This is a genomic window from Caulobacter sp. GW821-FHT11A05 (genome assembly GCF_058809015.1).
On the sequence record NZ_JBXASF010000008.1, the window covers coordinates 184,863 to 208,898 of the forward strand.

Annotated in this window: 26 protein-coding genes and 1 tRNA gene; 11 read left to right on the forward strand and 16 right to left on the reverse strand. The window is 68.8% G+C overall.

Translation table 11 applies throughout. The features are described from left to right. Positions 1–256: 256 nt before the first annotated feature. From AC1RSK_RS13505 to AC1RSK_RS13525, 5 genes are all read right to left on the reverse strand, one after another. Positions 257–490, reverse strand: coding sequence for a hypothetical protein (locus AC1RSK_RS13505; RefSeq protein WP_492908072.1), 234 nt, complete (start codon positions 488–490; stop codon positions 257–259). 39 nt (positions 491–529) lie between these two features. Further along, on the reverse strand, positions 530–1,690 hold the full coding sequence (locus tag AC1RSK_RS13510) for an isovaleryl-CoA dehydrogenase (RefSeq protein WP_492908073.1): 1,161 nt from the start codon (positions 1,688–1,690) through the stop codon (positions 530–532). A gap of 94 nt (positions 1,691–1,784) precedes the next feature. Beyond that, positions 1,785–3,413, reverse strand: a complete 1,629-nt coding sequence (locus AC1RSK_RS13515; RefSeq protein ID WP_492908075.1) for a lysozyme — start codon at positions 3,411–3,413, stop codon at positions 1,785–1,787. 99 nt (positions 3,414–3,512) lie between these two features. Next, positions 3,513–4,934 carry a magnesium transporter gene (gene mgtE, locus AC1RSK_RS13520; protein WP_492908076.1) on the reverse strand — a complete coding sequence of 474 codons (1,422 nt, stop codon included), beginning with the start codon at positions 4,932–4,934 and terminating at the stop codon, positions 3,513–3,515. 264 nt (positions 4,935–5,198) lie between these two features. After that, a tRNA-Leu gene (locus tag AC1RSK_RS13525) sits at positions 5,199–5,283 on the reverse strand. 142 nt (positions 5,284–5,425) lie between these two features. On the opposite strand from AC1RSK_RS13525, the gene AC1RSK_RS13530 reads away from it, so the two are divergent. Then, positions 5,426–6,310, forward strand: coding sequence for a hypothetical protein (locus AC1RSK_RS13530; protein ID WP_492908077.1), 885 nt, complete (start codon positions 5,426–5,428; stop codon positions 6,308–6,310). A gap of 5 nt (positions 6,311–6,315) precedes the next feature. Here AC1RSK_RS13530 and AC1RSK_RS13535 read toward each other — a convergent pair whose 3' ends face one another. Both AC1RSK_RS13535 and msrB read right to left on the reverse strand, forming a co-directional pair. Continuing rightward, on the reverse strand, positions 6,316–6,876 hold the full coding sequence (locus AC1RSK_RS13535) for a hypothetical protein (RefSeq protein ID WP_492908078.1): 561 nt from the start codon (positions 6,874–6,876) through the stop codon (positions 6,316–6,318). Positions 6,877–6,948: 72 nt separating this feature from the next. Further along, positions 6,949–7,428, reverse strand: a complete 480-nt coding sequence (gene msrB, locus AC1RSK_RS13540) for a peptide-methionine (R)-S-oxide reductase MsrB (protein ID WP_492908079.1) — start codon at positions 7,426–7,428, stop codon at positions 6,949–6,951. Positions 7,429–7,485: 57 nt separating this feature from the next. Between msrB and AC1RSK_RS13545 the strand changes: the two genes are divergently transcribed. Then, positions 7,486–7,806 (forward strand): YbjQ family protein, encoded by a 321-nt coding sequence (locus tag AC1RSK_RS13545; RefSeq protein ID WP_492908081.1) that lies wholly within the window; start codon positions 7,486–7,488, stop codon positions 7,804–7,806. On the opposite strand, the gene AC1RSK_RS13550 is transcribed toward AC1RSK_RS13545, so the two are convergent. Beyond that, positions 7,803–8,513 (reverse strand): hypothetical protein, encoded by a 711-nt coding sequence (locus tag AC1RSK_RS13550; protein WP_492908082.1) that lies wholly within the window; start codon positions 8,511–8,513, stop codon positions 7,803–7,805. The two genes, AC1RSK_RS13545 and AC1RSK_RS13550, sit on opposite strands and share 4 nt — an antisense overlap. 140 nt (positions 8,514–8,653) lie before the next feature. On the opposite strand from AC1RSK_RS13550, the gene AC1RSK_RS13555 reads away from it, so the two are divergent. From AC1RSK_RS13555 to AC1RSK_RS13570, 4 genes are all read left to right on the forward strand, one after another. Further along, positions 8,654–10,630 (forward strand): acetyl-CoA carboxylase biotin carboxylase subunit, encoded by a 1,977-nt coding sequence (locus AC1RSK_RS13555; RefSeq protein ID WP_492908083.1) that lies wholly within the window; start codon positions 8,654–8,656, stop codon positions 10,628–10,630. A 175-nt stretch (positions 10,631–10,805) separates the two neighbouring features. Further along, positions 10,806–11,216 carry a DUF805 domain-containing protein gene (locus AC1RSK_RS13560; RefSeq protein ID WP_492908084.1) on the forward strand — a complete coding sequence of 137 codons (411 nt, stop codon included), beginning with the start codon at positions 10,806–10,808 and terminating at the stop codon, positions 11,214–11,216. 57 nt (positions 11,217–11,273) lie between these two features. Then, complete coding sequence (locus AC1RSK_RS13565) at positions 11,274–11,672, forward strand: DUF805 domain-containing protein (RefSeq protein ID WP_492908085.1); 399 nt, start codon at positions 11,274–11,276, stop codon at positions 11,670–11,672. A 31-nt stretch (positions 11,673–11,703) separates the two neighbouring features. Next, positions 11,704–12,066, forward strand: a complete 363-nt coding sequence (locus tag AC1RSK_RS13570) for a hypothetical protein (RefSeq protein WP_492908086.1) — start codon at positions 11,704–11,706, stop codon at positions 12,064–12,066. Between the two features lies 1 nt (position 12,067). Here the strand turns inward: AC1RSK_RS13570 and lipB are convergent, their stop codons facing one another. Continuing rightward, on the reverse strand, positions 12,068–12,790 hold the full coding sequence (lipB, locus tag AC1RSK_RS13575; protein WP_492908087.1) for a lipoyl(octanoyl) transferase LipB: 723 nt from the start codon (positions 12,788–12,790) through the stop codon (positions 12,068–12,070). A gap of 53 nt (positions 12,791–12,843) precedes the next feature. Here lipB and AC1RSK_RS13580 point away from each other — a divergent pair, with 53 nt between their 5' ends. Then, a complete protein-coding gene (locus tag AC1RSK_RS13580) occupies positions 12,844–13,095 on the forward strand; it encodes a FliM/FliN family flagellar motor switch protein (protein WP_492908088.1) in 252 nt (83 codons plus the stop codon). Here the strand turns inward: AC1RSK_RS13580 and AC1RSK_RS13585 are convergent. From AC1RSK_RS13585 to AC1RSK_RS13600, 4 genes are all read right to left on the reverse strand, one after another. Further along, positions 13,068–13,478, reverse strand: coding sequence for a type II toxin-antitoxin system VapC family toxin (locus AC1RSK_RS13585; RefSeq protein ID WP_492908089.1), 411 nt, complete (start codon positions 13,476–13,478; stop codon positions 13,068–13,070). The two genes, AC1RSK_RS13580 and AC1RSK_RS13585, sit on opposite strands and share 28 nt — an antisense overlap. Then, entirely contained in the window at positions 13,475–13,732 is a 258-nt protein-coding gene (locus AC1RSK_RS13590; protein ID WP_492908090.1) for a type II toxin-antitoxin system VapB family antitoxin, read from the reverse strand. The genes AC1RSK_RS13585 and AC1RSK_RS13590 overlap by 4 nt, the downstream gene beginning before the upstream one ends. Positions 13,733–13,787: 55 nt before the next feature. Next, the gene (locus tag AC1RSK_RS13595) at positions 13,788–15,320 is read right to left on the reverse strand and encodes an acyl-CoA carboxylase subunit beta (RefSeq protein ID WP_492908091.1); all 1,533 of its coding nucleotides are present in this window, start codon (positions 15,318–15,320) and stop codon (positions 13,788–13,790) included. Positions 15,321–15,392: 72 nt separating this feature from the next. Beyond that, on the reverse strand, positions 15,393–16,133 hold the full coding sequence (locus tag AC1RSK_RS13600) for an ATP12 family chaperone protein (protein ID WP_492908092.1): 741 nt from the start codon (positions 16,131–16,133) through the stop codon (positions 15,393–15,395). A gap of 83 nt (positions 16,134–16,216) precedes the next feature. Between AC1RSK_RS13600 and AC1RSK_RS13605 the strand changes: the two genes are divergently transcribed. Both AC1RSK_RS13605 and AC1RSK_RS13610 read left to right on the forward strand, forming a co-directional pair. Continuing rightward, positions 16,217–17,650, forward strand: coding sequence for a DUF1800 domain-containing protein (locus AC1RSK_RS13605; protein WP_492908094.1), 1,434 nt, complete (start codon positions 16,217–16,219; stop codon positions 17,648–17,650). Next, on the forward strand, positions 17,647–18,870 hold the full coding sequence (locus tag AC1RSK_RS13610; protein ID WP_492908095.1) for a DUF1501 domain-containing protein: 1,224 nt from the start codon (positions 17,647–17,649) through the stop codon (positions 18,868–18,870). Before AC1RSK_RS13605 ends, AC1RSK_RS13610 begins: the two co-directional genes overlap by 4 nt. Here the strand turns inward: AC1RSK_RS13610 and AC1RSK_RS13615 are convergent. The 3 genes from AC1RSK_RS13615 to crcB are packed head-to-tail and all read right to left on the reverse strand — an operon-like array spanning position 18,867 to position 22,032. Continuing rightward, complete coding sequence (locus AC1RSK_RS13615) at positions 18,867–20,678, reverse strand: putative 2OG-Fe(II) oxygenase (RefSeq protein ID WP_492908096.1); 1,812 nt, start codon at positions 20,676–20,678, stop codon at positions 18,867–18,869. The two genes, AC1RSK_RS13610 and AC1RSK_RS13615, sit on opposite strands and share 4 nt — an antisense overlap. Then, complete coding sequence (locus AC1RSK_RS13620; protein ID WP_492908097.1) at positions 20,675–21,658, reverse strand: RluA family pseudouridine synthase; 984 nt, start codon at positions 21,656–21,658, stop codon at positions 20,675–20,677. Before AC1RSK_RS13620 ends, AC1RSK_RS13615 begins: the two co-directional genes overlap by 4 nt. After that, on the reverse strand, positions 21,655–22,032 hold the full coding sequence (gene crcB, locus AC1RSK_RS13625; RefSeq protein ID WP_492908098.1) for a fluoride efflux transporter CrcB: 378 nt from the start codon (positions 22,030–22,032) through the stop codon (positions 21,655–21,657). The genes AC1RSK_RS13620 and crcB overlap by 4 nt, the downstream gene beginning before the upstream one ends. A gap of 174 nt (positions 22,033–22,206) precedes the next feature. On the opposite strand from crcB, the gene AC1RSK_RS13630 reads away from it, so the two are divergent. Both AC1RSK_RS13630 and AC1RSK_RS13635 read left to right on the forward strand, forming a co-directional pair. After that, positions 22,207–23,427 carry a nucleotidyl cyclase domain-containing protein gene (locus AC1RSK_RS13630; RefSeq protein ID WP_492908099.1) on the forward strand — a complete coding sequence of 407 codons (1,221 nt, stop codon included), beginning with the start codon at positions 22,207–22,209 and terminating at the stop codon, positions 23,425–23,427. Between the two features lie 133 nt (positions 23,428–23,560). After that, positions 23,561–24,019 carry an anthrone oxygenase family protein gene (locus AC1RSK_RS13635; RefSeq protein ID WP_492908100.1) on the forward strand — a complete coding sequence of 153 codons (459 nt, stop codon included), beginning with the start codon at positions 23,561–23,563 and terminating at the stop codon, positions 24,017–24,019. Positions 24,020–24,036: the final 17 nt, after the last annotated feature.

Sequence of the window (24,036 nt, forward strand, 5' to 3'; positions counted from 1 at the left end):
CGACATTTGCGCATCCAGCCCGTGATCTCCTTTGCAATGGACGGCGGGGCGCCCATATCCTGGAGGTCCTGTTCTCAACAGCTGAAAGGAGGTGATCCAGTGTCTCACCAAAAACACACGGCAACCGCTCACGGATCGAAGGGTTGCGGGGTTCTTTCCCTCCTTTGACCTGTGACGTCGTCTGACGACGCGGTTCAACCGTCGTTTGGTGTGGGGCCGGCTCTCGTAAGGGGGCCGGCCCTTTCCAATTCAGGGCCTAGCCGAAAAAGCCCGACACCCAGTAGACCACCGCCGCCAGCAGGGTCGCCGCCACCAGGCCGACCAGGATCCGGCCGACCAGCCGGCCGCTGCGCACCGCCATCGGGCCGCGCTCCGCCAGCTGGCGGCGACGGATCGCGTCGCGATCGGCCATGGCCTTGGCGCGCTTGCGATCAGCCTCCTGCTCACGGCGCTGTTCGAGGCTGATGATCTTGTCGTCTTCACGGGCCATGACGAGGGTCTAGCGCCGACCGGCGATCAGGCCAAGCGGTTACCCGCCCACCAGCTCCCGCCCGATCAGGAAGCGGCGAATCTCGTTGGTGCCTGCCCCAATGTCGTACAGCTTGGCGTCGCGCAGGTAGCGCTCGACCGGCCATTCCTTGGTGTAGCCGGCGCCGCCGAGGGCCTGGATGGCCTCACCCGCGACCTTCACCGCATTCTCGCTCGCCATCAGGATGGCGCCGGCAGCGTCGAAACGGGTGGTCTTGCCGGCGTCGCAGGCCCGGGCCACCGCATAGACGTAGGCGCGGGCGCTGTTGAGGGCGACGTACATGTCGGCGACCTTGCCCTGCATCAGCTGGAAGGACCCGATGGCCTTGCCGAACTGCTTGCGGTCGCGGACATAGGGCAGGACGACATCGAGGCAGGCCTGCATGATGCCCAGCGGCCCCGCGGAGAGGACGGCGCGCTCGTAGTCGAGGCCGCTCATCAGGACGCCGACGCCGCCGTTCAGCGGGCCCATGATGTTCTCTTCCGGGACTTCGCAGTCCTCGAACACCAGCTCGGCGGTGTCGGAGCCGCGCATGCCCATCTTGTCGAGCTTCTTGGAGACGCTGAAGCCCTTCATGCCCTTCTCGATCAGGAAGGCGGTGATGCCGCGGCTCGACTCCTCCGGCGCGGTCTTGGCGTAGACCACCAGGGTGTCGGCGTGGGGGGCGTTGGTGATCCAGAACTTCGTGCCGTTCAGGACGTAGCGGTCGCCGCGCTGGTCGGCGCGCAGTTTCATCGAGACGACGTCCGAGCCGGAGCCGGCCTCGCTCATCGCCAGGGAGCCGACATGCTCGCCGCTGATCAGCTTGGGCAGGTAGCGGCGCTTCTGTTCGGGGGTGGCCCAGCGGCGGATCTGGTTGACGCAGAGGTTGGAGTGGGCGCCGTAGGACAGGCCGATGCTGGCGGAGGCCCTGGAGACCTCCTCCATCGCGATGACATGCTCGAGGTAGCCCAGGCCCAGGCCGCCGAACTCCTCCTCGACGGTGATGCCGTGCAGGCCAAGCTCGCCCATCTCGGGCCACAGCTCGCGGGGGAAGTGGTTGTCGGCGTCGATCATCGCCGCCATCGGGGCGATGCGGTCGGCGGCGAAGCGGGCGGTGGTTTCGCGGATCGCCTCGGCGGTCTCGCCAAGGCCAAAGTCCATCTGGGGAGAATGAGTCATGGGCGCGAGATAGCACGACGCCCCGCGGATCGGGAGACCCACGGGGCGCCTACGCAACGCCACTGTACGCTTACTGCCCCCTACAGCCTCGGCCTTACTCGGCGGGCTGATCCTGTTCCTCGTCCTCGTCCATCGGCGGCAGGCCGAAGGCCGACAGCCAGCGCCAGGCCGAGAACAGCAGCACGCCGCCGCCGCCCAGGGCCATCGACCAGGCCGCCACCTTGACCGTGGTGTCGCCGGTGCCGTCGACCAGCCCCCAGGCGATGCCGCCGCCACAGACCACCAGGCCGGCCACCGCCCCGCCCAGCCAGGGCAGACCGGCGATGCGCGGCTGTTCCAGCGGGGTCGCGTCGAAGGCCGGGTCGAAGTTGGCGGCCAGGACGCGCTCGTCCTCCTCCACCAGCCGGCGGACATGGTCCTCGCTGAGCAGCGGCTGGCTGCGGACTGGGGTCGCTTCCGGCTCGAACGGCTGGCTGGAGATGTCGAACAGGCCGGGCTCGGACTCGTTGGCCGCCTCGAAGCGGAAGGGATCGGCCGCGTCGGCGGCGTGGGCCACTTCATGCTCGGGCGCCGGGGTCAGGACGAAGGCGCGGTCGCCGTTGCCGACGGCCAGCACCGGCGTCGCCGGATACGGGGTGTAGCTCTCCGGCTGCTCGGGCAGCGCCTCGACCGGGGCCGGCGGCGGCGGGAAGGCCAGGGCGTCGGCGGCCGGGACCGGAGTCGGCTCGGCCGAGGTGCGGGAGATTTCCAGCACCGGGTCGGCGTCGCTGGCCTCGGCGTCGGCGAAGTCGCAGGGATCGTAGGCCTCGGCGGCCTGCTCCTCGGCGGTGGCGACCTCGACGGGAGCCATTTCGCTGGGCGTGGGCGACCAAGCCAGGCTTTCGTCGGCGGTCTGCGAGGCGACGACCTCTTCGGCTTGAGGCTCGGGCGCCGCCGCGATCTGGGACTCGTCGGCGACCGGCGCGGAAACCACCGGCTCGGCGACCGGCTCCAGCGCTGCGACAGGTTCCGGCACGACGATCGGCTCGGGCACCATCTCGGCCAGCCGCGAGGTGACGGCGGCGGCGGCCGTCATCGTGGCGGTCATCCCAAGATTCGATTGGGATGGCGGAGCGTGCGGCGCCGGCAGCGGCTCCTCCCGCTCGGCCACGGCCTTGTCGGCGGTGAGGTCGGTCTTCAGGGCGGTCGGCGTCTGGCGCGGCACGAAGTTGACGGCGTCGTAGTCGACCTTGGGCCGCACGATCGGCGACGGGGCCGGCACCCAGCCGCCCGCCGGCGTCAGGAACAGGGTCTTCTCGGCCGAGCGGCGGCGGACCAGGGCGTCGACGACGATGCGCTCGCCCTCGAAATCGGCCTTGCGCCACATCTCCATGGCGCAGGCGGCCTGCAGCAGGCTGCCTTCATTGACCCGGCGCAGCACCGAGGAGCGCTTGAAGTTGTCGATCCCGACGTTGAAGGCAAAGCAGCAGAGGGCGTCGAACTGGTTCTGCGTCAGCGGCGTGAAGGTCTGCTCGTTCACCGCGTGGGCGATGGCGATCAGGTCGTAGAGCAGCAACGCCTCGGCGTCCTGTTCCGAGACCTGGGCGCCTTCACGGGCGGTCAGGGTGTGGCCAAAGCCGATCGTCCAGCGGCCGTCGGGCAGCTGGGCCGCTTTCGAGCGGTAGCCTTCGAACTTCTTGATCAGTTCGACGGCGGCTTTCGAAACCTGATGTCGGGGTGTCATGCCCATTTTGACCCAAATTGATACGAGCGCCGATGCGTTCCCCCTCCCCCGGGCAAGATAGGGGCCGGTTTGCGCGAGCGCTTAACTGAGAGCTTCAGCCTACAGGAGAATCAACGCCGCCAGTCCCAGGAAGGACAGAAAGCCCATGAAATCGGTCAGGAACGTGACAAAGACCGAAGAGGACACCGCCGGATCGCGTCCCAGCCGGTCTAGCGCCAGCGGCACCAGGATGCCGGCCAGGGCGGCGATGAACAGGTTGATGACCAGCGCCAGGCCGATGGTCAGGCACAACATCGGGTCGCGGAAGAACAGGAAGACGGCCAGAGCCATGATCGAGGCCAGCACGGCCCCGTTCAGCAGGCCGACGCCCAGCTCGCGCCAGACGATCCGCATGGCGTTGGAGGCGTTCAGCTCGCGGCTGGCCAGGGCCCGCACGGCGACGGCCAGGGTCTGGGTGCCGGCGTTGCCGCCCAGCGAGGCGACGATCGGCATCAGGATGGCCAGGGTGAGGATCTTGCTGATCTCGTTCTGGAACGCCCCGATGACGCTGGCGGCGACGGCGGCGGTCAGGGTGTTGACCACCAGCCACGGCAGGCGCGAGCGGGCGATGCCCCAGATGGTGGCGTCACGGCCGGCGTCGCTGACCCCGGCCAGGGCCAGGATGTCTTCTTCCGTCTCTTCCTGGATGACCCCGACGATGTCGTCGACGGTGATCTGGCCGACCAGCCGGCCGCCGCTGTCGATCACCGGGGCGCTGATCAGGTGGTACTTGTCGAAGATGTAGGCGACCTCTTCCTGGTCCATATCGACGTCGATCTCGGTGACCGGCTCCATGATCTCGGCCAGGTGCTGGTCGCGCTGGGCGCGCAGCAGCATGCTGACCGGCACGGCCCCGGTCGGCTTGTGCGAGGGGTCGATGACATAGACGTCGAAGAACAGCTCCGGCAGGTCGTCGCTGTGGCTGCGGATGTGGTCGATGGCTTGGCCGACGGTCCAGAAGCTGGGCGCGGCCATCAGGTCGCGCTGCATCAGCCGGCCGGCGGTCTCGTCGCCGTACTTCAGGGCCGTGACGATGGCGTCGCGGTCCTCCTGGTCCATGGCGGCCAGGACCTGGGCGCGGCGGTCGTCTTCCAGGTCCTCGACCAGGTCGACGGCGTCGTCGCTGTCCATCTCCTCCAGGGCGCGGGCCAGGGTGGTGCTGGGCACCGAGTCCATGACCTCTTCGCGCAGGTTGGTGTCGAGTTCGGACAGCACCTCGCCGAGGGTCTCGGCGTCCAGCTGGGGAATCACCTGCTCGCGGTAGTCGGCGGTCAGGAAGCCCATCAGGTCGGCGACGTCTTCGGAGCGCAGGGCGCCGACCAGTTCGCGCAGCCGCTCGTCGTCGCCGCGATCGGCGGCGTCGATCACCAGTTCGACGTATTCGGCGTTGAGGGCGTAGTCGTCGCCAAGCGCGAGGTCTTCGAGGTCCTCGGGGGTGGGCGCTTCATGCACGTCGGTCAGGTCGGCTTCGTCCCGGATCATGGGGGCCTCCTGGCTGAAGTGGATGCGTCAGATCGGCGCTCTGTTAGTTCCCTGATTCACTGGCGCGGTCGAGACGCTCCAGCGAGCCGCGTCATAGCGGCACATCCTGAATAGATGCAAGCGTTTGCGAGGCCTTCCCGTCGGTAGATGGGGTGCACCAGGGCCCCCAATCGGGCGGCCCTGCTACGCCAAGGCTACGCAGGGCATCCTGCTTCGCCTCCACTCACCAGATCAATCCTGCGAAGCCCGTAGGGCGAAGCAGGATGGTGCGGTCGAGAAGACTCGAACTTCCACGGGTTGCCCCACAGCGACCTCAACGCTGCGCGTCTACCAATTCCGCCACGACCGCTCGTAGTGAGGCGCGGGGGGTAGCAAAAGCTGCGCGCGATGGGAAGCAGAAAGCGGCGCGCCGTCGAAATCGATCTAACGGCCAGAAGTTGTGCTCCTGCGAAATTCCCTGTTAACCTGAACTCAAAGGGGAGGAACGCAGTATGGAGACCGCGAAAGTCCGGAGACGGGTCGTGCTGGCGGGGGCCGGCTGCCTGGTCGTGCTGGCTGTCATCTGGCTGATGAACGCTTCGCAGGGCCTGTTCTACCGCGACATCCCAACGCCCTGGATCTGGGCCTCGACAGCCGCGCTGCTGATCGTTTTCGTCGGCCTGGTCGGATACGCGATCCGGGGCCGAGGGGCCGGCATCCTGATCGATCCGCGCAATCGGGTCAGCCTCGCCCGCTTCCAGGCGCTCAGTTGGTCCATCACGGTGATTTCCGCCCTGATCGCCCTGGCGGCCTGGCGCGCCCATGAGGGCGTGGACGGCCCGATGGCGATCACCATTCCCGATGCTCTGCTCGCGGCCATGGGCATCTCCGCCGCGAGTCTGGCGGCCGCGCCGATCGTGCTGAGCGTGCGGTCGTCGCAGACGCAGCCGACGGCGGGCGCCGCGACATCGGAACAGACTCTGGCCGCGGCAGACGCCGCGGTGAAGACCGGACGAGACCCTGCCAACGCGGCGGCGTCCGGCAACGTGCTCGGCTGGAGCGATGTCACCGATGCCCAGTGGCTCGACATGTTCCGGGGCGAGGAAGTCACCGACGGCGGGACGGCGGACCTCAGCAAGATCCAGCAGTTCCTGATCACCGTGACGCTGCTGGCCATCTATGCCGGGGCCCTGTGGGTATTCTTCGGGTCCGACGCGTGCATGTCTGGCCTGTCGACCTGTCGGACCTCGGTTCCGATTCCCGCCGACAAGACCTTCCTCGTCTCGATGCCGCCCCTGAGCGCGACCTTCGTCTGGCTGCTGGGCATCAGCCATGCGGGCTATCTGGTCAGCAAGGCGACCCCCAGCACCCCCAACCCGGCCACACCGACGCCGTAGGCCAACTAGTCCACCCCAAACGCCGCGACCACCTGCGGGCTCCCGCCGACGCCGCCCCAGCCCCAGCCGCCCGTGCCGAGCCTCGGCGCGTTGGTCAGGGCGTACTCGCCGGCCTCGAGCGGCTCGGCCGGCAGGATGGTCCAGCCGGCGTCGCTTCGCGTGGCGGTGAAAGCCACCGCCGCCTGGTTCTTCACATTGCGCGTGCCGTAGCCAAAGGGGTTCACCTTGCCGGTGGTTAGTCGGCGGGTGTTCTTCACCGGGGCCAGGCGGAACAGGCCAAAGCGCTGCTGCGGGTCGACGTCGGCGGGCTCGCCACTGGTGAAGACCAGCGCATCGGCGGCCTTGAACCGCGTGCTGCTGGCCGCTCCCTTCAGCTCATAGAAGACGTCGGCGCCGCCATAGCCCATCGCCTTGAGCTGCTGCTTGAACTTGGCGGTCTGCACCTCCAGCGCGGCGGCCGCGCCGTTGGCGGTGGCGCCGAAGGGTGGAACAAGCGTCTTGGCGGCGAAGGCCGGGCCGGCCAGGGCGGCGGCGGCCGAGGTCAGAATGAAGGCGCGACGGTGCATGGCGGTCTCCCGAGTTTGTCGGAAGACTCTGCACGGCGTGGCGACGCGCCGCGTCCTCGGAATGGGGGGTCTTCAGGCCACCCCGTCGCCGCGCCCCAGCGGGTCGCGCAACGGCTCCCCTGCCCCGACGAACTCCAGCGACACCGAATTGATGCAGTAGCGCAGACCGGTCGGCGGCGGGCCGTCAGGGAAGACGTGGCCCTGGTGGCTGTCGCAGCGGGCGCAGCGGGTCTCGACCCGGCGCATGCCGTAGCTGCGATCCTCGATGCCCTTCACATGGGCCGGATCGATCGGCGCATAGAAGCTGGGCCAGCCGGTGCCGCTCTCGAACTTGGTCTCGAACCGGAACAGCGGCAGGCCGCACAGCCGGCAGCAGTAGGCCCCCGGCCGTTTTTCGCCGAGCAGGCCGCCGCAGAACGGCGCCTCGGTGCCGTGATGCAGCAGGACGTCGCGTTCCTCCTGGTTGAGGTCTGCTTCGAGGATCTGGCGTTCGGCCTCGCTGGGCGGGCTGAGGTCGTAACCGGTGGCGGAACGGGTGGCGGTGTCGGTCATGGCTACCAATCTAAGGCGGGCGGGCCGATCCGCAATCATCTGAAAGGGCAAGCCGTCGTGATCACCTCCACCACCCCCACCGTCCCCGGCCGCGAGGTCGTCGAGAGCCTGGGCGTCGTCAGCGGCGAAGCGATCATCGGGGCCCACATCTTCCGCGACTTCTTCGCCGGCATCACCAACATCATCGGCGGCCGGGCCGGCGGCTATGAGAAGGCCCTGCGCCAAGCGCGCGACATCGCCCTGCAGGAGATGTGCGACGAGGCCAAGGCGCGCGGCGGCGAGGCGGTGATCGGCGTCGATCTCGACTACGAGACGCTCGGCGCTGACAACGGCATGATGATGGTCACCGCCAGCGGCACGGCGGTCAGGCTGGGCTAGCCGGCCGCCTTCATCCGGCGCCGCACGTCCCACAGATAGGCCAGGATGAAGGCCACCGCGTAGAGCTCGATCGATTCGCGCGTGGCGATGTAGAGCGGTCGCACGGCGTGGCCGAACATGTAGGCGTCCTCGAGGTCGGTGTTGACCAGCACCCGCTCGGCGATCCGCATCACCCAGGCCAGGGCCGCCGCCGGCCAGATCAGGCTGCTGGGCCAGATCCAGCTGAACCAGCCGCTCCCGAGGTAGGGGCCGGTCTTCTTCACGCTGGCCCAGATCGGCCAGACGATGCCGCCCAGCAGGGCGGCGAGCAGCAGGGCGGTTTTGGGCGCCTCCTCGGTGAAGGAGCTCAGATTGTGCAGGTTGGTCTCGCCCTGGCGGTTGATCGCCGCGTAGTCGGTCGGCGTCGCCCAGTGGAACCAGCTCTGGCCCCAGCTCGCCTCTTCGCCGGCGAAGAAGATCAGCCCGACGATGAATAGCGCGAACCAGGGGATCAGAATCCGGTGGGGCAGGCGCCGATAGTCGGCCACGATCTGGCCGGCCGTAACGGCGCCCCAAAGCGCCAGACCGACCGTCGCCAGCTCGACCAGGCCGGTCTCGCCCGACAGCCAGACCCGCGCCACCTTGGTCCATGGGAACAGGAGGGCCGAAAGCACGGCGGTGGCGATCAGGAGGTAGACCGGCAGGCGGCGGCTGAAGGACAGGCTCATGACCCGTGGATGACGAATTCGCGACGGGACTGCAAGCGCCATGGCGCCACAGATGGTGACCTAGCGTCGCCGTTGCCAACGGTGCGTGGGCGGTCTAACCCGCATCGCGCAAGAACCCCGTGCAAGAGGCTGCCTGGTCGATGTTCTCGAAGATACTGATCGCCAACCGCGGCGAGATCGCCGTCCGGGTCATCAAGACCTGCCGCCGCATGGGCATCAAGACGGTGGTGGTCTATTCCGAGGCCGACGCCGACAGCATGGCGGTCGAGCTGGCCGACGAGAGCGTGTTCATCGGTCCGCCGCCGGCCAATCAGTCCTATCTGGTGGCCGAGAAGATCATCAAGGCCTGCAAGGACACCGGCGCTCAAGCCGTCCACCCCGGCTTTGGCTTCCTGTCGGAGAAGGCTGAATTCGCTCAACTCTGCGCCGACGAGGGCATCGTCTTCATTGGCCCCAATCCGGGCGCCATCAGCGCCATGGGCGACAAGATCGAGAGCAAGAAGTTTGCCCAGGCGGCCGGCGTCTCCTGCGTGCCCGGCCATATCGGCGAGATCGACGACACCGCCCACGCCATCAAGATCTCCGAGGAGATCGGCTATCCGGTGATGATCAAGGCGTCGGCCGGCGGCGGCGGCAAGGGTATCCGGGTGGCCTGGAACGAAAAGGACGTCGAGGAGGGCTTCCCGGCCGTCCGCGCCGAGGCCAAGGGCGCGTTCGGCGACGACCGCATCTTCATCGAGAAATTCATCGTCGACCCGCGCCACATCGAGATCCAGGTGCTGGGCGACAAGCACGGCCACGTCGTCCACCTGTTCGAGCGCGAATGCTCGATCCAGCGCCGCAACCAGAAGGTCATCGAGGAGGCCCCCTCCCCGCTGCTCGACCCGGCCACCCGTGAGGCCATGGGCGCCCAGGCCGTGGCCCTGGCCAAGGCCGTGAATTACGACAGCGCCGGCACCGTCGAGTTCGTCGCCGGCCAGGACAAGAGCTTCTACTTCCTGGAAATGAACACCCGGCTGCAGGTCGAGCACCCGGTCACCGAGCTGATCACCGGCCTGGACCTGGTCGAGCAGATGATCCGCTCGGCCTATGGCGAGACGCTGGCCTTCGAGCAGAAGGACCTGAAGATCAACGGCTGGGCGATGGAAAGCCGCATCTACGCCGAGGACCCCTACCGCAAGTTCCTGCCCTCGATCGGCCGGCTGGTCCGCTACGACCCGCCCAAGGAAGGCCTCGAGGACGGCTACACCGTGCGCAACGACGCCGGCGTCCGTGAGGGCGACGAGATCTCGATGTTCTACGACCCGATGATCTCCAAGCTCTGCACCTGGGGCAAGACGCGGGAGGCGGCCATCGCCGGCATGGGCCGGGCGCTGGAGGACTTCCACATCGAGGGCCTGGGGCACAACATCCCCTTCCTGTCGGCGGTCATGGACCATCCGGTGTTCCAGTCGGGCAAGCTGGCCACCAGCTTCATCGCCGAGGAATACCCCGACGGCTTCCACGGCGCGCCGCCCAGCGACGCCGCCCTCGACATCATGACCGCCGCCGGCTGCGCCATGCACCTGGTGCAGCAGCAACGGGTGGGCGAGAACAAGCGCAACGACTGGATCGTGGTCATCGGCCACCGCCAGATTCCGGTCACCCTCTCGGGCGGCGGCGACACGGTCAGCATCCGGCTGACAGAGCAGGCCCGCGCCCTGGAACTGACCGACATCCAGTGGCGTCCGGGCCAGCCCCTCCTGAAGGCGAAGCTCGACGGCAAGGCCTTCAGCGTCACCGTCGCTCCGGCGGCCGAGGGCTTCACCATCCGCCACCGCGCCACCCGCCTGAAGGTGCTGGTGCTGACCCCGCGTTCGGCCGACCTGCACACCAAGCTGCCGGAACGAAAGGCCGCCGACACCTCCAAGATGATCATCAGCCCGATGCCGGGCCTGGTCGTCTCGATGGACGTCGAACTGGGCCAGCAGGTCCGCGAGGGCGAGATCGTCTGCGTCATCGAGGCGATGAAGATGCAGAACATCATCCGGGCCGAGCGCGACGGGGTGGTCAAGACGGTGTCGGCCAAGTCCGGCGACAGCGTCGCCGCCGACGAGGTGCTGGTCGAGTTCGCCTGACGCGAGGGTAACGCTCGCGGCGTCTCGCGCCTAGGTCGAAGTTGCGTCGACCGCCCGACGCAACCTGTTGCAGGCCTGCGACAGACTGGCGCAACTCGGCGCCCAAATTGGTGATTTGCGCATCGATTCGCCGCCGTTCGGCGTTATGCTTCCGTTCAGGACGGGTGCAACGGACATGGGCGTTCCGCATCTCTACAGCCTTCAAGGGCGTATCGGCCGGCGCGAGTTTGCGCTGACGCTGATCGGCGTCTTCGTTTCCTGGTATTTCGCGACCTTCCTGCTGATCGTCATCGGCGGGGCCGGCTATGCCAGCCAGACCGGCGTGCGCGGCGTCTGGGAGGCGATGGTCGACTTCGCAGCCTGGGTCGCGGCCGCCCATGCGGTGTGGATTGCCCTGGCGGCGGCGGTGAAGCGCTGCCACGACCGGGGCCTGTCCGGCCTGATGCTGCTGTTCGCCATGCCGCCGGTCATCGGCCAGCTCTGGCTTGTGCTCAGCCTGGTCACCGGGCCCGGTGAGAGCAAGAACAATGCCTACGGCCCGGCGCGGACGAGCGACGCGCTTTCCCCGGACGCCGCCCTCGCCTAGATAGGGTCCGACAAAGGCCCCCGCGGGCCTTACGATGAGTCGGAGCAGGCAAGGCGAATGAACGGCCAAACGGACTGGGCGGAGCTTTTCTTCTCCTCGACGGGACGGTTGGCGCGCACCCCCTTCCTGATCGCCAGCGCCCTGCTGTTCGGGGTCGCCTTCCTCTACTACTGGGTCACGCCCGGGCCGGTGCAGTGGCTGACCGGCTGGGTGGTCTATCCGGTGCTGCTGATCAGCGGCTGCTGCCTGCTGGCCAAGCGGCTGCACGACCGGGGCCGGTCGGGCTGGTGGGCCGGGCTGATCATCCTGGCGGTCATCGCCGTGTTCCCCTGGCCGCAGGGCTTTTTCGATTTCGTCTTCTCGGCCATCGTCATCTGGGCCGTCGTCGAGCTGGGCGTCATGCCCGGCGAGGCCGGGGCCAACCGTTTCGGGCAGAGCCCCCTGAAGACTGCCTGACTAAACCTGCTTGATATCGGAGTTGTTGGACATGCGTATCGTCACCGCCGCCGTTCTGGCCCTCGCCCTGTCGGCCGGCGCCGCCCTGGCCGCCGAGGAAGCCCTCAGCCCCGAGGCCCAGGCGGGCGTCGACATCGCCAAGCAGTACGCCAAGACCGACAAGGTGAAATTCCGCAAGGTCAAGGTCGGGGCCGACGGCAAGGTCTGCGGCAAGGTCAGCGTCGGGGCAGACACCGACATGGAGTTCATCGTCGATCCGTCCAACCAGACCCTGTGGCTGAACGAAGGCGCGCAGGAAGCCGAGAGCGTCTTCGGCTGGGGCGAAAAGATCCTGCGCGGCGGCGGCGACCGCAAGGCGTTCCAGCTGTGGAAGGCCTGCCAGTCGGGGAAGTAGCCTAGATCGGCGCCGCGGCTTCGCTGACGGCGCCGAACACCCGCTCGAAGCTGCGTTTCAAGGCCGCGTCGGCCTCATCCATCGTCACCGGCAGGCCGAGGTCAACCAGGCTGGTCACCCCGTGCTCGGTGACGCCGCAGGGCACGATACCGTCGAAATGCGCCAGGTCCGGCTCGACGTTCAGGCTGACGCCGTGGAAGCTGACCCAGCGGCGCAGCTTCACCCCCACCGCCGCGATCTTGTCCTCCCGCGACCAGCCCGGCCCCTTGCGCTCGACCCAGACCCCGACCCGGCCCTCGCGCAGCTCGCCGACCACATTGAACACGCCAAGCGCCCCGATCACCCAGGCCTCCAGGGCGGTGACGAAGGCCCGCACGTCGCGGCCGCGCTTGGTCAGGTCGAGCATCACATAGGCCACCCGCTGGCCCGGCCCGTGATAGGTGTACTGCCCGCCCCGGCCGCTCTCGAACACCGGGAACCGCGTGCTGTCCTTGAGATCGCCAGCCTTGGCCGACACCCCGGCGGTGTAGAGCGGCGGATGCTCCAGCAGCCAGACCAGCTCCCCCGCCCGCCCCTCGGCGATGTCGGCGGCCCGCTGCTCCATGGCCGCCACGGCGTCGCGATAGGCCACCGGCTCGCGCGACACCGCCCAGCCTGCGGCAATTGCGTCCTGGCGGCCGAAAAGCGGCTCGGAAGCCTCGGGGTTTAACAGGTGGTCAAGCATGTTACCGGCAATGTGGGCCCTGCGCGGTTATTGCGCGAGGGGCATGCCACTAAGTGAGCCAGGTCAAGTCGGTCAACGTCGAGATTTCCGTGGTCCTGGGCCGCTCCCAGCTGCCCATGGCGCAGCTGCTGCGCATGGGCCGCGGCGCGGTCATCCCGCTCGACGCCAAGGCCACCGACGAAGTCTGGATCCTGGCCAACAACCACCCTGTCGCCCGCGGCGAAATCCAGATCAACGACGACAAGATCAGCATCGCCGTGACCCGGGCGGCGGATGTTTATGACTTCATGGCTGGGGGCAGCTGAGCCGCTTCGATGTCGGTGTGGGCAAAGTCGTTGCCCTTGTAGAGCAATGGGCCATTGAACGTTTTGGCTGTCGCATAGGCGAAGCAGTCGCCCATGTTCAGTGCGGCGGGATGCCGGCCTTTGCCAAACTGCCGCCAGGCGTTCCAGGCCAGTTCCAGTTCGTTCGGCCCGATGGCCGCCACCACCATGTCGCTCGCTTCCACAATAGCGGTCAGGCTTGATAGCGCGCTCGGGTCTCGGCGAGCCAAGGTGACTCTCGCCTCCCACAAATTCACCACGGAGATGGCCGTATCAGGATTGGCCAACAGGAATGCCTGGAAGACCTCAGCCTCCGGCTCCCGAAGGCAGATTGCACAGAGGGCCGATGCGTCCACGACAATCACGCCGGAAGACCGTCCTCATCATACAGGCTATCCATGATGTCCTTGGCTGAAGGTCCCGGAGGAACTTCGCGGGCGTTAATCCGCGCGAAGACTTCGCTCAGGCGACCCGCTCGCGACGCCAACTCTGCCTTCGATGGCTTGGCTGCAAATTCCTCAAGGGCCTCTCGCACCACTTCGGTAATGGCCTTGCCATGACGGATCGCGAGTTCGCGGGCCAGACGATCCGTCTCGCGGTCCCTGATGCTCAGCGTCATCGTATGACTCCGTAACATTCGAAGTCATACAAATAGCAGCAACAACCTCGATCGGCTAGAGTGGGATGTTGTCGTGCTTTTTCCACGGGTTCGACAACTCCTTCCCGCGCAGGCTCTTGAACGCCCGAACCAGCCGCCGCCGCGTGCCATGCGGCATGATCACGTCGTCGATGTAGCCGCGGCTGGCCGCCACGAACGGGTTCGCGAACCGCGCCTTATAGTCCGCTTCCTTCTCAGCGATCTTTTCCGGGTCGCCGATGTCGGCGCGGAAGATGATCTCCACCGCCCCCTTCGAGCCCATCACCGCGATCTCCGCCGTCGGCCAGGCGTAGTTGACGTCGCCGCGCAGGTGCTTGGAACTCATCACGTCGTAGGCGCCGCCGTAGGCCTTGCGGGTGATCAGGGTGACTTTCGGCACGGTGGCCTCGGCGTAGGCGAACAGCAGCTTGGCGCCGTGTTTGATCAGGCCGCCGTACTCCTGCTTGGTGCCCGGCATGAAGCCCGGGACGTCGACCAGGGTCAGCAGCGGGATGTTGAAGGCGTCGCAGAAGCGCACGAAGCGGGCGGCCTTGCGGCTGCTGTCGATGTCCAGCACCCCGGCCAGCACCTGCGGTTGGTTGGCGACGATGCCGACGCTCTCACCGTCCATGCGGGCGAAGCCGCAGACGATGTTCTTGGCCCATTCGCTTGAAATCTCGAAGAAATCCGCCTCGTCGACGATCTTGAGGATCAGCTCCTTCATGTCGTAGGGCTTGTTGGCGTTGGCCGGGATCAGGGTGTCGAGGCTGGGCTCGGCGCGGTCGCCCGGGTCGAAGCTCTCGCGCACCGGCGGCTTCTCGCGGTTGGACGAGGGCAGGAAGTCGATCAGGCGGCGCACCTGGGTCAGGGCTTCCAGGTCGTTGTCGAACGCCCCTTCGGCGACGCCGGACTTGGCGGCGTGGACGCGGGCCCCGCCGAGGTCCTCGTGGCTGACCTCCTCGTTGGTGACCGTCTTCACCACGTCCGGGCCGGTCACGTACATGTAGCTCGTGTCCTTCACCATGAAGATGAAGTCGGTCATGGCCGGCGAGTAGACGTCGCCGCCGGCGCAGGGGCCCATGATGACGCTGATCTGCGGGACCACGCCGCTGGACAGCACGTTCTCAAGGAAGATGTCGGCATAGCCGGCCAGGCTGTCGACCCCCTCCTGGATGCGGGCGCCGCCGGCGTCGAACAGGCCGATGATCGGGGCCCCGACCTTGGCCGCCTGGCGCTGCACCTTGACGATCTTGGCCGCGTGGGCGCCCGACAGGCTGCCGCCGAAGACGGTGAAGTCCTTGGAGAAGACGAAGACCACCTTGCCGTTGATGGTGCCCCAGCCGGTCACGACGCCATCGCCGCTGATCCGCTGGTCCTGCATGCCGAAATCATGGCTGCGATGTTCGACGAACATGTCGAACTCCTCGAAGCTGTCCTCGTCGAGCAGCAGGTCGATGCGCTCGCGGGCGGTCAGCTTGCCCTTGGCGTGCTGGCTGGCGATACGGCGCTCGCCGCCGCCGGCCCGGGCCTGTTCGCGCCGACGTTCAAGCTCTGCGAGGATATCTTTCACGCGCCTGCTCCCACTCAATGATCAGGGGACGGGTTAACGGGCCGGGCGGGGCGGCGCAAGCGTCCCGCTAGGTCAGCGCCCAGCCGATCTCAAGGCCTCGAACCAGGCCCCCAGCATGCGCGCTTCGCCCAGCCGGTTGGCCGTGCGGTCGGCGGCTTCCTCGTCGATGCCCCAGCGCTCCTCCTGGAAGGCCTCGTCGACGCGGGCGATGTGGTGGGCCTCCTCCCCCGTCAGCCGGCCGCGCTGGACGGCCAGGGCCAGCAGGGCCGAGCCGAACAGGCTGGTGGCGCTGAGCAGGGCGATCAGGCTGAAGTCATCCATGGCCAGGGCCAGGGCCTTGGCCTGTTCCAGGGTCTGGACCGGCTGCGGACGATGGACCACGCCGGCGGCGCGTTCGAAGGCCAACTTATGTTCCCCCTCGGCCCACTGCAGCACCGGCTCCCAGGCCGCCGTCTGGCGGGCGATCAGGTCATTGGGCTGGTCGGCGAAGTAGCAGAGGGCGTCGCTGCCGGCGTAGCGGGCGAACTCGTCGGCCAGGGCGGCGCGCGAGGGGGCGGTCTTCTCCAGGGCGGTGAAGGCCAGCCGGGTGGCCGGCATCCGGGCCATCAGGATGAACTCCTTCTGGCTGTCCCATTCCTCGGCGACCAGCTGCGCCAGGGCCTGGGCCGGCAGGACCATCGGCAGGCCGCCAGGGCTTTTCGGCGAACGACCGTCCAGCCGGACCGCAAATCCGCCATCGACAGGCTCCACGGTCACCGCCTTGTAGAACCGCCGCGCCGTCTGCACGGTGTCGTCCGGACCTTTGAGCGCCATCTCTCATTTCCTGCTGGCGACGGAAGCGCGTCGCGCGGCCGTGGAAGTGGGGCAAGCCGGCGATTGTTGCAAGGGAGCGTGACTTGGCCCTGCCCTCGAAAGACCTGATGGCGTCGATCGCCGCAACGAGGTTCGGCCTCGGCGCCCGCCCGGGCGAGATCGACGCCGCCCGCGCCGACCCGCAAGGCTGGCTCACCCGCCAGATCGTCGGGCGCGGCGCCGACCTCGGTGTCGCCACCTATGAGCTGAGCGCCCAGCGCATCGCCGGTTTCCAGAACTTCCGCGCCGACCGCCGCGACCAGCGGCGCGACGCCACTGAGATGCAGGAAGGCATGAAGCCGGACGAGGCGCCTGCGGAGAAGGATCCGGTCCAGGTCGCCCGCGCCATGATCCGCGAAGGCGCCGCCGAGGATTTCCTCGTCCGCGCCCGCCTGGGCGCCAGCACCGACGCCTCCTTCCGCGAGCGCTGGGCGCTGTTCTGGTGCAACCACTTCACCGTCTCGGGCATCAAGCTGCTCACCGCTGTCACGGTCGGCCCCTTCGAGCAGGAGGCCATCCGGCCGCGGGTGTTCGGCCGCTTCGAGGACCTGTTGATCGCCTCCAGTGCCCATCCCGCCATGCTGCTCTACCTCGACCAGGCCCAATCCACCGGCCCCGGCAGCCGCATTGGCATGGCCCTGGCGAAGCGCCCGAACGCCCGCAACCGGGCCGGCGGCCTCAACGAGAATCTGGCCCGCGAGATCCTCGAGCTGCACACCGTCGGCATCGAGGGCGGCTACACCCAGGCCGATGTCACCGAGTTCGCCCGCTGCATGACCGGCTGGGGCGTGGGCAACCAGCGCGAGCCCGACAGGTTCGGCCAGTTCGTCTTCCGCGAGGCCGCCCACGAACCGGGCGATCGCACCGTGCTGGGCAAACGCTACAAGGACGGCGGCGTCGACCAGGCGGCGGCGGTGATGAAGGACCTGGCCGCCAGCCCCAAGACCGCCCGCTTCGTCTGCACCAAGCTCGCCCGCCAATTCGTCGCCGACGCCCCCTCCCCGGCCCTGGTCGCCGACCTCGAGAAGACCTGGCTGAGCACCGGCGGGCATCTGGGAGAGGTCGCCAAGACGCTGATCGCCTCGCCGCATGCCTGGGCCCCTGAGCCGACCAAGTTCAAGACGCCTTACGAGTTCCTGGTCTCCTCCTACCGCGCCATCGGCGGCCAGCCCGGGGCCATCGAGCACCTGGCCCCTACCCTCAACGGCCTCGGCCAGAAGGCCTATTCGCCGCCCTCGCCCAAGGGCTGGCCGGACGAGGCCGCCTACTGGGCGACGCCCGACGCCCTGATCAAGCGCATGGCCTGGGCCGAGTCCTTCTCCGCCCAGGTCGCCCCCGAACGCGATCCCGGCGCCATCGCCCACACCGCCCTGGGCGCCCGCCTGTCCGAACGCACCGGCAAGGCCGTGGCCCGGGCCGAGTCGCGACCCGAAGCGCTTTCCCTGCTTCTGATGTCCCCGGAGTTCCAGCGCCGATGACCGCCCTTCTCACCCGCCGTTCGCTGCTGGTCGCCGGGGCCGGCCTGTCGGTCACCTTCATGGGCGCCAACGCCTCCGCCGACGACGCCCTGGCCGGGCGCAAGATGATCGTGGTGGTCTGCCGGGGCGGCATGGACGGCCTCAGCGTCTCCCCGCCGATCGGCGATCCCGAGTACGCCGGTCTGCGCCGAGGCATCGCCATCCCGCCGGACGCCGCCCTGCGCCTGGACGGGACCTTCGCGCTGCACCCCTCGCTCGCGGCCATCCACGCCATGGCCAAACAGGGCGAGGCCCGCATCGTCCCGGCTCTGGCCAGCCCCGACCGCGCCCGCAGCCACTTCGAGGCCCAGGACGTGCTGGAGACCGGCGCCGCCGGCGTCTACGCCACCGACAGCGGCTGGCTGAACCGGACCCTGAGCGCCATGGGCGACCGCAAGGTCCCTGCCCTGTCGGTCGGCGCCACCTCGCCGCTGATCCTGCGCGGTCCGGTGCAGACCGGCGCCTGGTCGGCCGGCCGCAGCAGCGACAAGAACCCGCGCCTGCCCAGCCTGTTGATGGACCTCTATGCCGGCGATCCCCTGCTCGGCCCCGCCTTCGCCCAGGGCCTGGAGACCGAGGCGATGGCCAAGACCGCCATGGTCGGCATGGCCAAGGGCCCGGCGCCCGGCTACGCGGGCGGTGGCCTGCCGGGGCTGCAGCGGCAGGGCCAGGCCTCGGCCAAACGCATCGGTCAGACGGTGGCCGGCTTCATGGTCCAGCCGGGCGGCCCGCAGCTGGTCGCCCTGTCGGCCGAGGGTTTCGACACCCACGCCAACCAGGGCGCGGCCCAGGGCCAGCTGGCCAACCGCCTCCTCTACCTCGACTCCCTGGCCGAGGGCCTGCGCGAAGGCCTGGGCGCCGACTGGTCGAAGACGGTGGTGGTGTTCGCCACCGAGTTCGGCCGCACCGCCCGCATCAACGGCACCGGCGGCACCGACCACGGCACCGCCTCGACCGCCATCCTGCTCGGCGGCGGCCTGAAGAGGGGCGGCATCATCGGCGACTGGCCGACCCTGAAGGAGAACGCCCTGTTCGAAGGCCGCGACACCCGCCCGACAGTCGACAGCCGGGCTCTGTTCAAGGGCCTGCTGCGCGACCACATGGGCGTCGACCGCCGCGCCCTGGACACGACGGTCTTCCCCGATAGCGCCGGCGTGGCGCCGGTCTCCGGCCTCGTCTAGGCCGGGATCACGTCGAAGGCGATCGTCAGGCGGGGCTCGTCGCCGCTGAAGGCTTCCGTGCCGTGCCACATGTAGCTGGGGAACAGCACCAGCAGGCCCGGCTCAGGCTTGACCCTGAACTCCGCGTCCACCGGCGGCTTGGTATCCGTCCCCGGATGGCCAAAGCGCAGCGAGCCCTCGTCGCCCTCGGCCCGCACGCTGGGCGGCAGGGCGACGTAGAAGGCCGAGGAGATCCAGCCGCTCTGATGCAGGTGGTCGACGTGGTGACCGCCGGGCAGGAGCCGCACAGACCAGCTGCCGCTGAGCCGATAGTCCTGGCCATGCGGCCGGCCGCGCATGGCGTCGTCGCCCTGACCCAGCCGGGCGATATAGGCGCGGATCGGCGCGTCGATGGCCTTGAAGAAGGCCAGGATGGCGGGGTCATCGCTCCGGTCGAGGCGGACGTTGGTCTGGGTGCCGCCGCGCAGGGTCTGGCCGATCGGATGGGCCTTGAGGCCGTGCAGCCGCTCCAGGGCCGCCGCCAGGTCACTCAGCCAGGCCTCCAGGCTCGCCCAACCTTCGGGCGTCTCGACGACGCCGGCCGAGACGAGGGCCTGGTAGTCATAGAGCTGGCGGTAGCGCTCATCGCCCTTCAGCCGCCAGGCGGTGGCCAGCAAGGCGATGCCGTGCTGGTCGTTGGCGTCGACCTGGCGGATGCGCTGGGCGGTGGCTTCGGCCCCGTCGAGGTCGCCGGCCGCCAGCTGCGCCTGGACCAGGGTGGCCAGGCCGAAAGCGTCGTTCGGGGCCCTGGCGATCGCCTGGGCGGCCAGGATGGCCGCCTTGATCGGATCGGTCGGCAGCAGCACCTGCGAGGCGGCGCACAGCAGGTAGTTGGGCGCGCCTGGCTTGTCGGCGGGCGGGACCAGCACGGCGCGGGCGCCGTCCCAGTCGCCGGCGTATTCCAGCAGCTTGCCCTTCACCACCAGCAGCGGCGCGGCGTCGCTTCCGGCCAGGCCGGCCAGCGCCTCGTCGAGATGGACCGCGGCGGCCGCCACATCGCCGGTGCGCATCCAGATCAGCTGTGACAGGTCGCGGTGGATGCCGGGGTTGGCCGGGTCGAGCCGAACCGCCTCTTCAAAGGCCGCCTGGGCCTCGTCGAAGGCGTCGCGCGCCAACAGGCTCTGGCCCAGCACCTGCGTCAGGACGCCGGACTGGGGTTGCAGGGCCAGGGCCTTGCGGATGGTAGCCTCGGCATCGGCAATGCGGCCGGCCACGCCCAGGGCCATGGCGAGGTTCTGCAGCGCCAGCGGGTCGGTGTTGGAGGCGACGACGGCCGCTTCGTAGTCCTTCAGCTCAGCCTCGGTGTCGCCGAGATGGCCATGGGCGCTGGCCCGGAGGGTCAGGAAGGAAGGATCCGGCCCGCCACTCAGACTCTTGTCCAGCACCTTGACGGCCCCGGCGGCGTCGCCGGTGGCGATCAGGTACTGGGCGAGGCTCAGTGTGCCAGAGACAAAGCGCGGATCGCGCCTGTGGGCCTCGCGCCAGGCCTTGGCGGCCTCCTCGCCCCGGCCGTGTTCGTAGAGGAACTCGCCCAGCGCGGCGGGGCCGAACGGACCGTCCTTGTCCAGCTCGCCGACACGTTTGAGAGCCTTTTCGACGCCGGCCAGATCACCGCCCATCTGGGCCAGGGTGGCCCTGGCCCACCAGACGCGGGGCTCCTTGGGCAGCACGCCCTCGACCTGGGCCAGCACCTGCTGCGCCTGGGCCGGCCGGCCGCCCTGCAGGTGATATTCGACGGTGGCCATCAGACGGGCCTGTTCGGGGCTCAACGCTTGGATCTCCGGGTAAAGGGGTCTTCGTCGACTTCCGATTCATGGAAGCCGAAGCGCTCGAAACCGGCCCGCAGTTCGGGGCTGATCGGCGCGGTCACGTCGATAAGGCCGCCGCTGGGGTGCGGACAGACCAGGCGGCGGGCGTGGAGTTGCAGCTTGATGCCGCCGCTGAGCTCGGCGCTCTTGTCGTTGGAATATTTGGGATCGCCCAGGATCGGGTGGCCGATGGCCTGCATATGGGCGCGCAGCTGGTGGGTGCGGCCGGTGTGCGGACGCAGGGCCATCCAGGCGGCGCGGTGGGCGGCGCGGGAGAGGGTGACGTACTCGGTCTCGGCGGGATCGCCGCGCGGGTCCTTCGGATCGGCCGCCACCACCAGTTCGCGGTCGCCGACGCCGGTCTTCACCAGCGGCAGTTCGATGACCCCCTCGGCCGGCTTGGGGTTGCCCGACACCACCGCCCAGTAGGTCTTCTTGGCCTTGCGCCGGGCGAACGCGCCGGACAGCTTGGCCGCCGCGCCCGGGCTCTTGCCGAGGATCAGCACACCGGAGGTGTCACGGTCGAGGCGGTGCACCAGACGCGGCCGCTCCAGCCCCTCGCCCCAGGCCGACAGCAGCCGGTCGATGTGGTGCGGCGTCTTGGTGCCGCCCTGCACGGCCAGTCCGGCCGGCTTGTTGAGGGCGATAACCTCGTCGTCCTCGTAGAGCACCAGCGAGCGGACGTAGGACGCGTCGCGGTCGCTGATCCGCTTCCTTTCGTCGGCCGGCGGGGCGTCGGGCAGCGGCGGCACGCGCACGATCTGGCCGGCGGCCAGGCGGGTGTCGGGCTTGGCCCTGGCCCCATCCACGCGAAGTTGGCCGGTACGGGCCAGCTTCTGGATCTGGATCTGGCCCAGGTGCGGCCAGCGGCGGCGCAGCCAGCGGTCCAGGCGGCTGCCGTCCTCGCCGTCGGCGACCACCAGCGACTTGACCTCTCTCACGCGAAAACCCTCCGGGCCAGGATGAGCCCAACGAACACCGCCGCCACCGAGGCGACCACCGAGACCAGGCTGTAGCCGGCCGCGCCGGCCATTTCACGGCGCTCGATCATATTGGCCACCTCCAGTGAGAAGGCCGAGAAGGTGGTAAAGCCACCCAGGAAGCCAACCCCGGCCAGCAGCCGGATGCGCTCCTGCTCGGCTCCGCCGCGCAGGGCCAGGGTTCCGATCAAGAGGCCCATCAAGAGGCCGCCCAGAATGTTGACGGTCAGCGTACCCCAGGGCCAGCCGCCCCAGCGCGCGGTCAACGTCCCGGTGAGATACCGGGCCACCGAACCGGCCGCCCCGCCGGCGGCCACCAGAAGCAGCTTGTCCATCACGGCCTTATAGCGAAGTGCGCCGGTCGCGCACCCCCCAGACTCCGCCTCCCGCCGCCGATCATCGTGAAGGATGCGACCCCGGTTATGCCCATAGTCCTCCACAGCGATATTGCCCCTCATTGTGGGGACATACACGACCCGTTAAGCGCGCCCGCGCCAGATTGACGCATAGTGACGACGACCCCGCCCCTCGACCGCATCGCAGCCGCCGATGTCGCCGCCGTTCTCGAACGCGTGGCCGGCGCGGACCTCGCCGCGCGCGGTGGGATCACCGTCATCAGCGTCGAGGCGGTGCGCGACAAGGTCGGCGAGCGTTGGGCCCGCAACCGGGCCGCCGTCTGGGCCTATGTCCAGCGCCGCATGGCCGAACACCTGCAGCCGGGCGACCTGTTCCAGCGCATCGGCGACACCGACTTCATGATCGCCATGACCAGTGAGCACGGGGCCGCCGCCCAGGCCGTCGCCCTGCGCATCCTGGAGGAGGTGCTGGTCCACTTCCTCGGCGAAGCCAAACCCTGGCAGCTGAAGATCCGCACCGTCACCGACGTCACCGGCGACGAACTACGCTGCGTTGAGCTGGACCCCCGCGTCATCGCCGTCGCCCGCCGCACCGAGGACGCGCCGGACTCGCCGCACCGCATGGGCATCGATCCGCGAGAGGAGGCCCGCCGCAACCCGGCCTCCTTCGTCACCGCCAGCGGCGCCCGTCTGCGGGTCGATTTCGCGCTCGAGCACCTGGTCAGCCTGCGCCACCACGTCACCGCCGCCCTGCGCGTCGAGCCCACCGTCACCGACGAGGCCAGCGGCCGGATCATCGCCGCCCGCCACCTGCTCAAGCTCAGCGACGATGAGCTGGAACAGATCGACCAGGCGACCATGAGCTACGGCGCCCTGTTCCTGCCCGCCGACCAGGACCGGGCCCGCACGCCGCTGATCCTGCCGGCCTCCTTCCGCACCATGATGGCCCGCAAGGGGCGCGGCATGCTGATCGCCGCCGCCGGCCAGGCCCCGGACCTGGCCCGCACCGGCCTGCTGGTCGAGCTGAACGACGTGGTTCGTGGTACACCGCCGGGCCGGCTGATCGAGGTCGTCGGCCTGCTGCGCACCCTCACCCGCGGCGTCTTCGTGCGCGGCGGCATGGCCAAGGACTCCCTGGAGCCGCTGCGCGGCGCCCGGCTGGCAGGCGTGACTATGGACGTCTCGGAGCTGACCGGCGACGCCTCCAGACTGGCGGCCAGCCTGCTGGAATTCGGTCGCCAGGCGCGCGGCCTGGCCCCGGCCCTGGCCGTCCAGGGCCTTCCGTCGGACGACTATTTCGCGGTGGCGGAAGTGGCCGGTATGACCCACGCGGCGGTGCGCGGTCCCAGCCTGACGATGACCAAGGCGGCCTAGAGGCGGCGATTCCGGTCGGGCGCAGGCTACGCCTCCGCGAAACCACCCGCCATGAAGCCTTGAGCCTGCGTCAGCCCGCCGATACCGTCCCTCGAGACCGTCTCAATTGGGGGCCAAACGTTTGACCGGGTTGGTGAACCAACTGCTTCCTTTCATGGCGGCCGCCAGCCTTGGCCTTCTCGCTGGTGCGTTGCTGGCCGAAGACAGGCTGCTGCTGCCTTACTGGCGCACGCTGTCCGCGGACGCGTTCTACGCGCTGCACCCAAGCTATGGGCCGCGCCTGTACCGCTTCTTTGCGCCGCTGACCGCGGCTGCGCCAATCGCCGCCGTGCTGGCTGCGATACAGATCGTGCTGCAGTCCGACGGGCTCCGGCCGGCCACCACCGCGGCGATTGCCGCGGCTGTCCTGGCGTTGAGTCTGGTCGCCATCTACATGGTCTATTTCAAGTCGGCGAACGATGCCTTCGCGCGGCACGCGGTGTCGGCTGAGGATCTGCCGGCGGTGCTTGCGCGCTGGGCTGGCTGGCATCGGGCGCGCGTGTTGATCTGTTTGGCGGCGTTCGCCCTGTCGCTTTTGGCCCTGGCGGCCTGACCGAGAACAGACGGCCT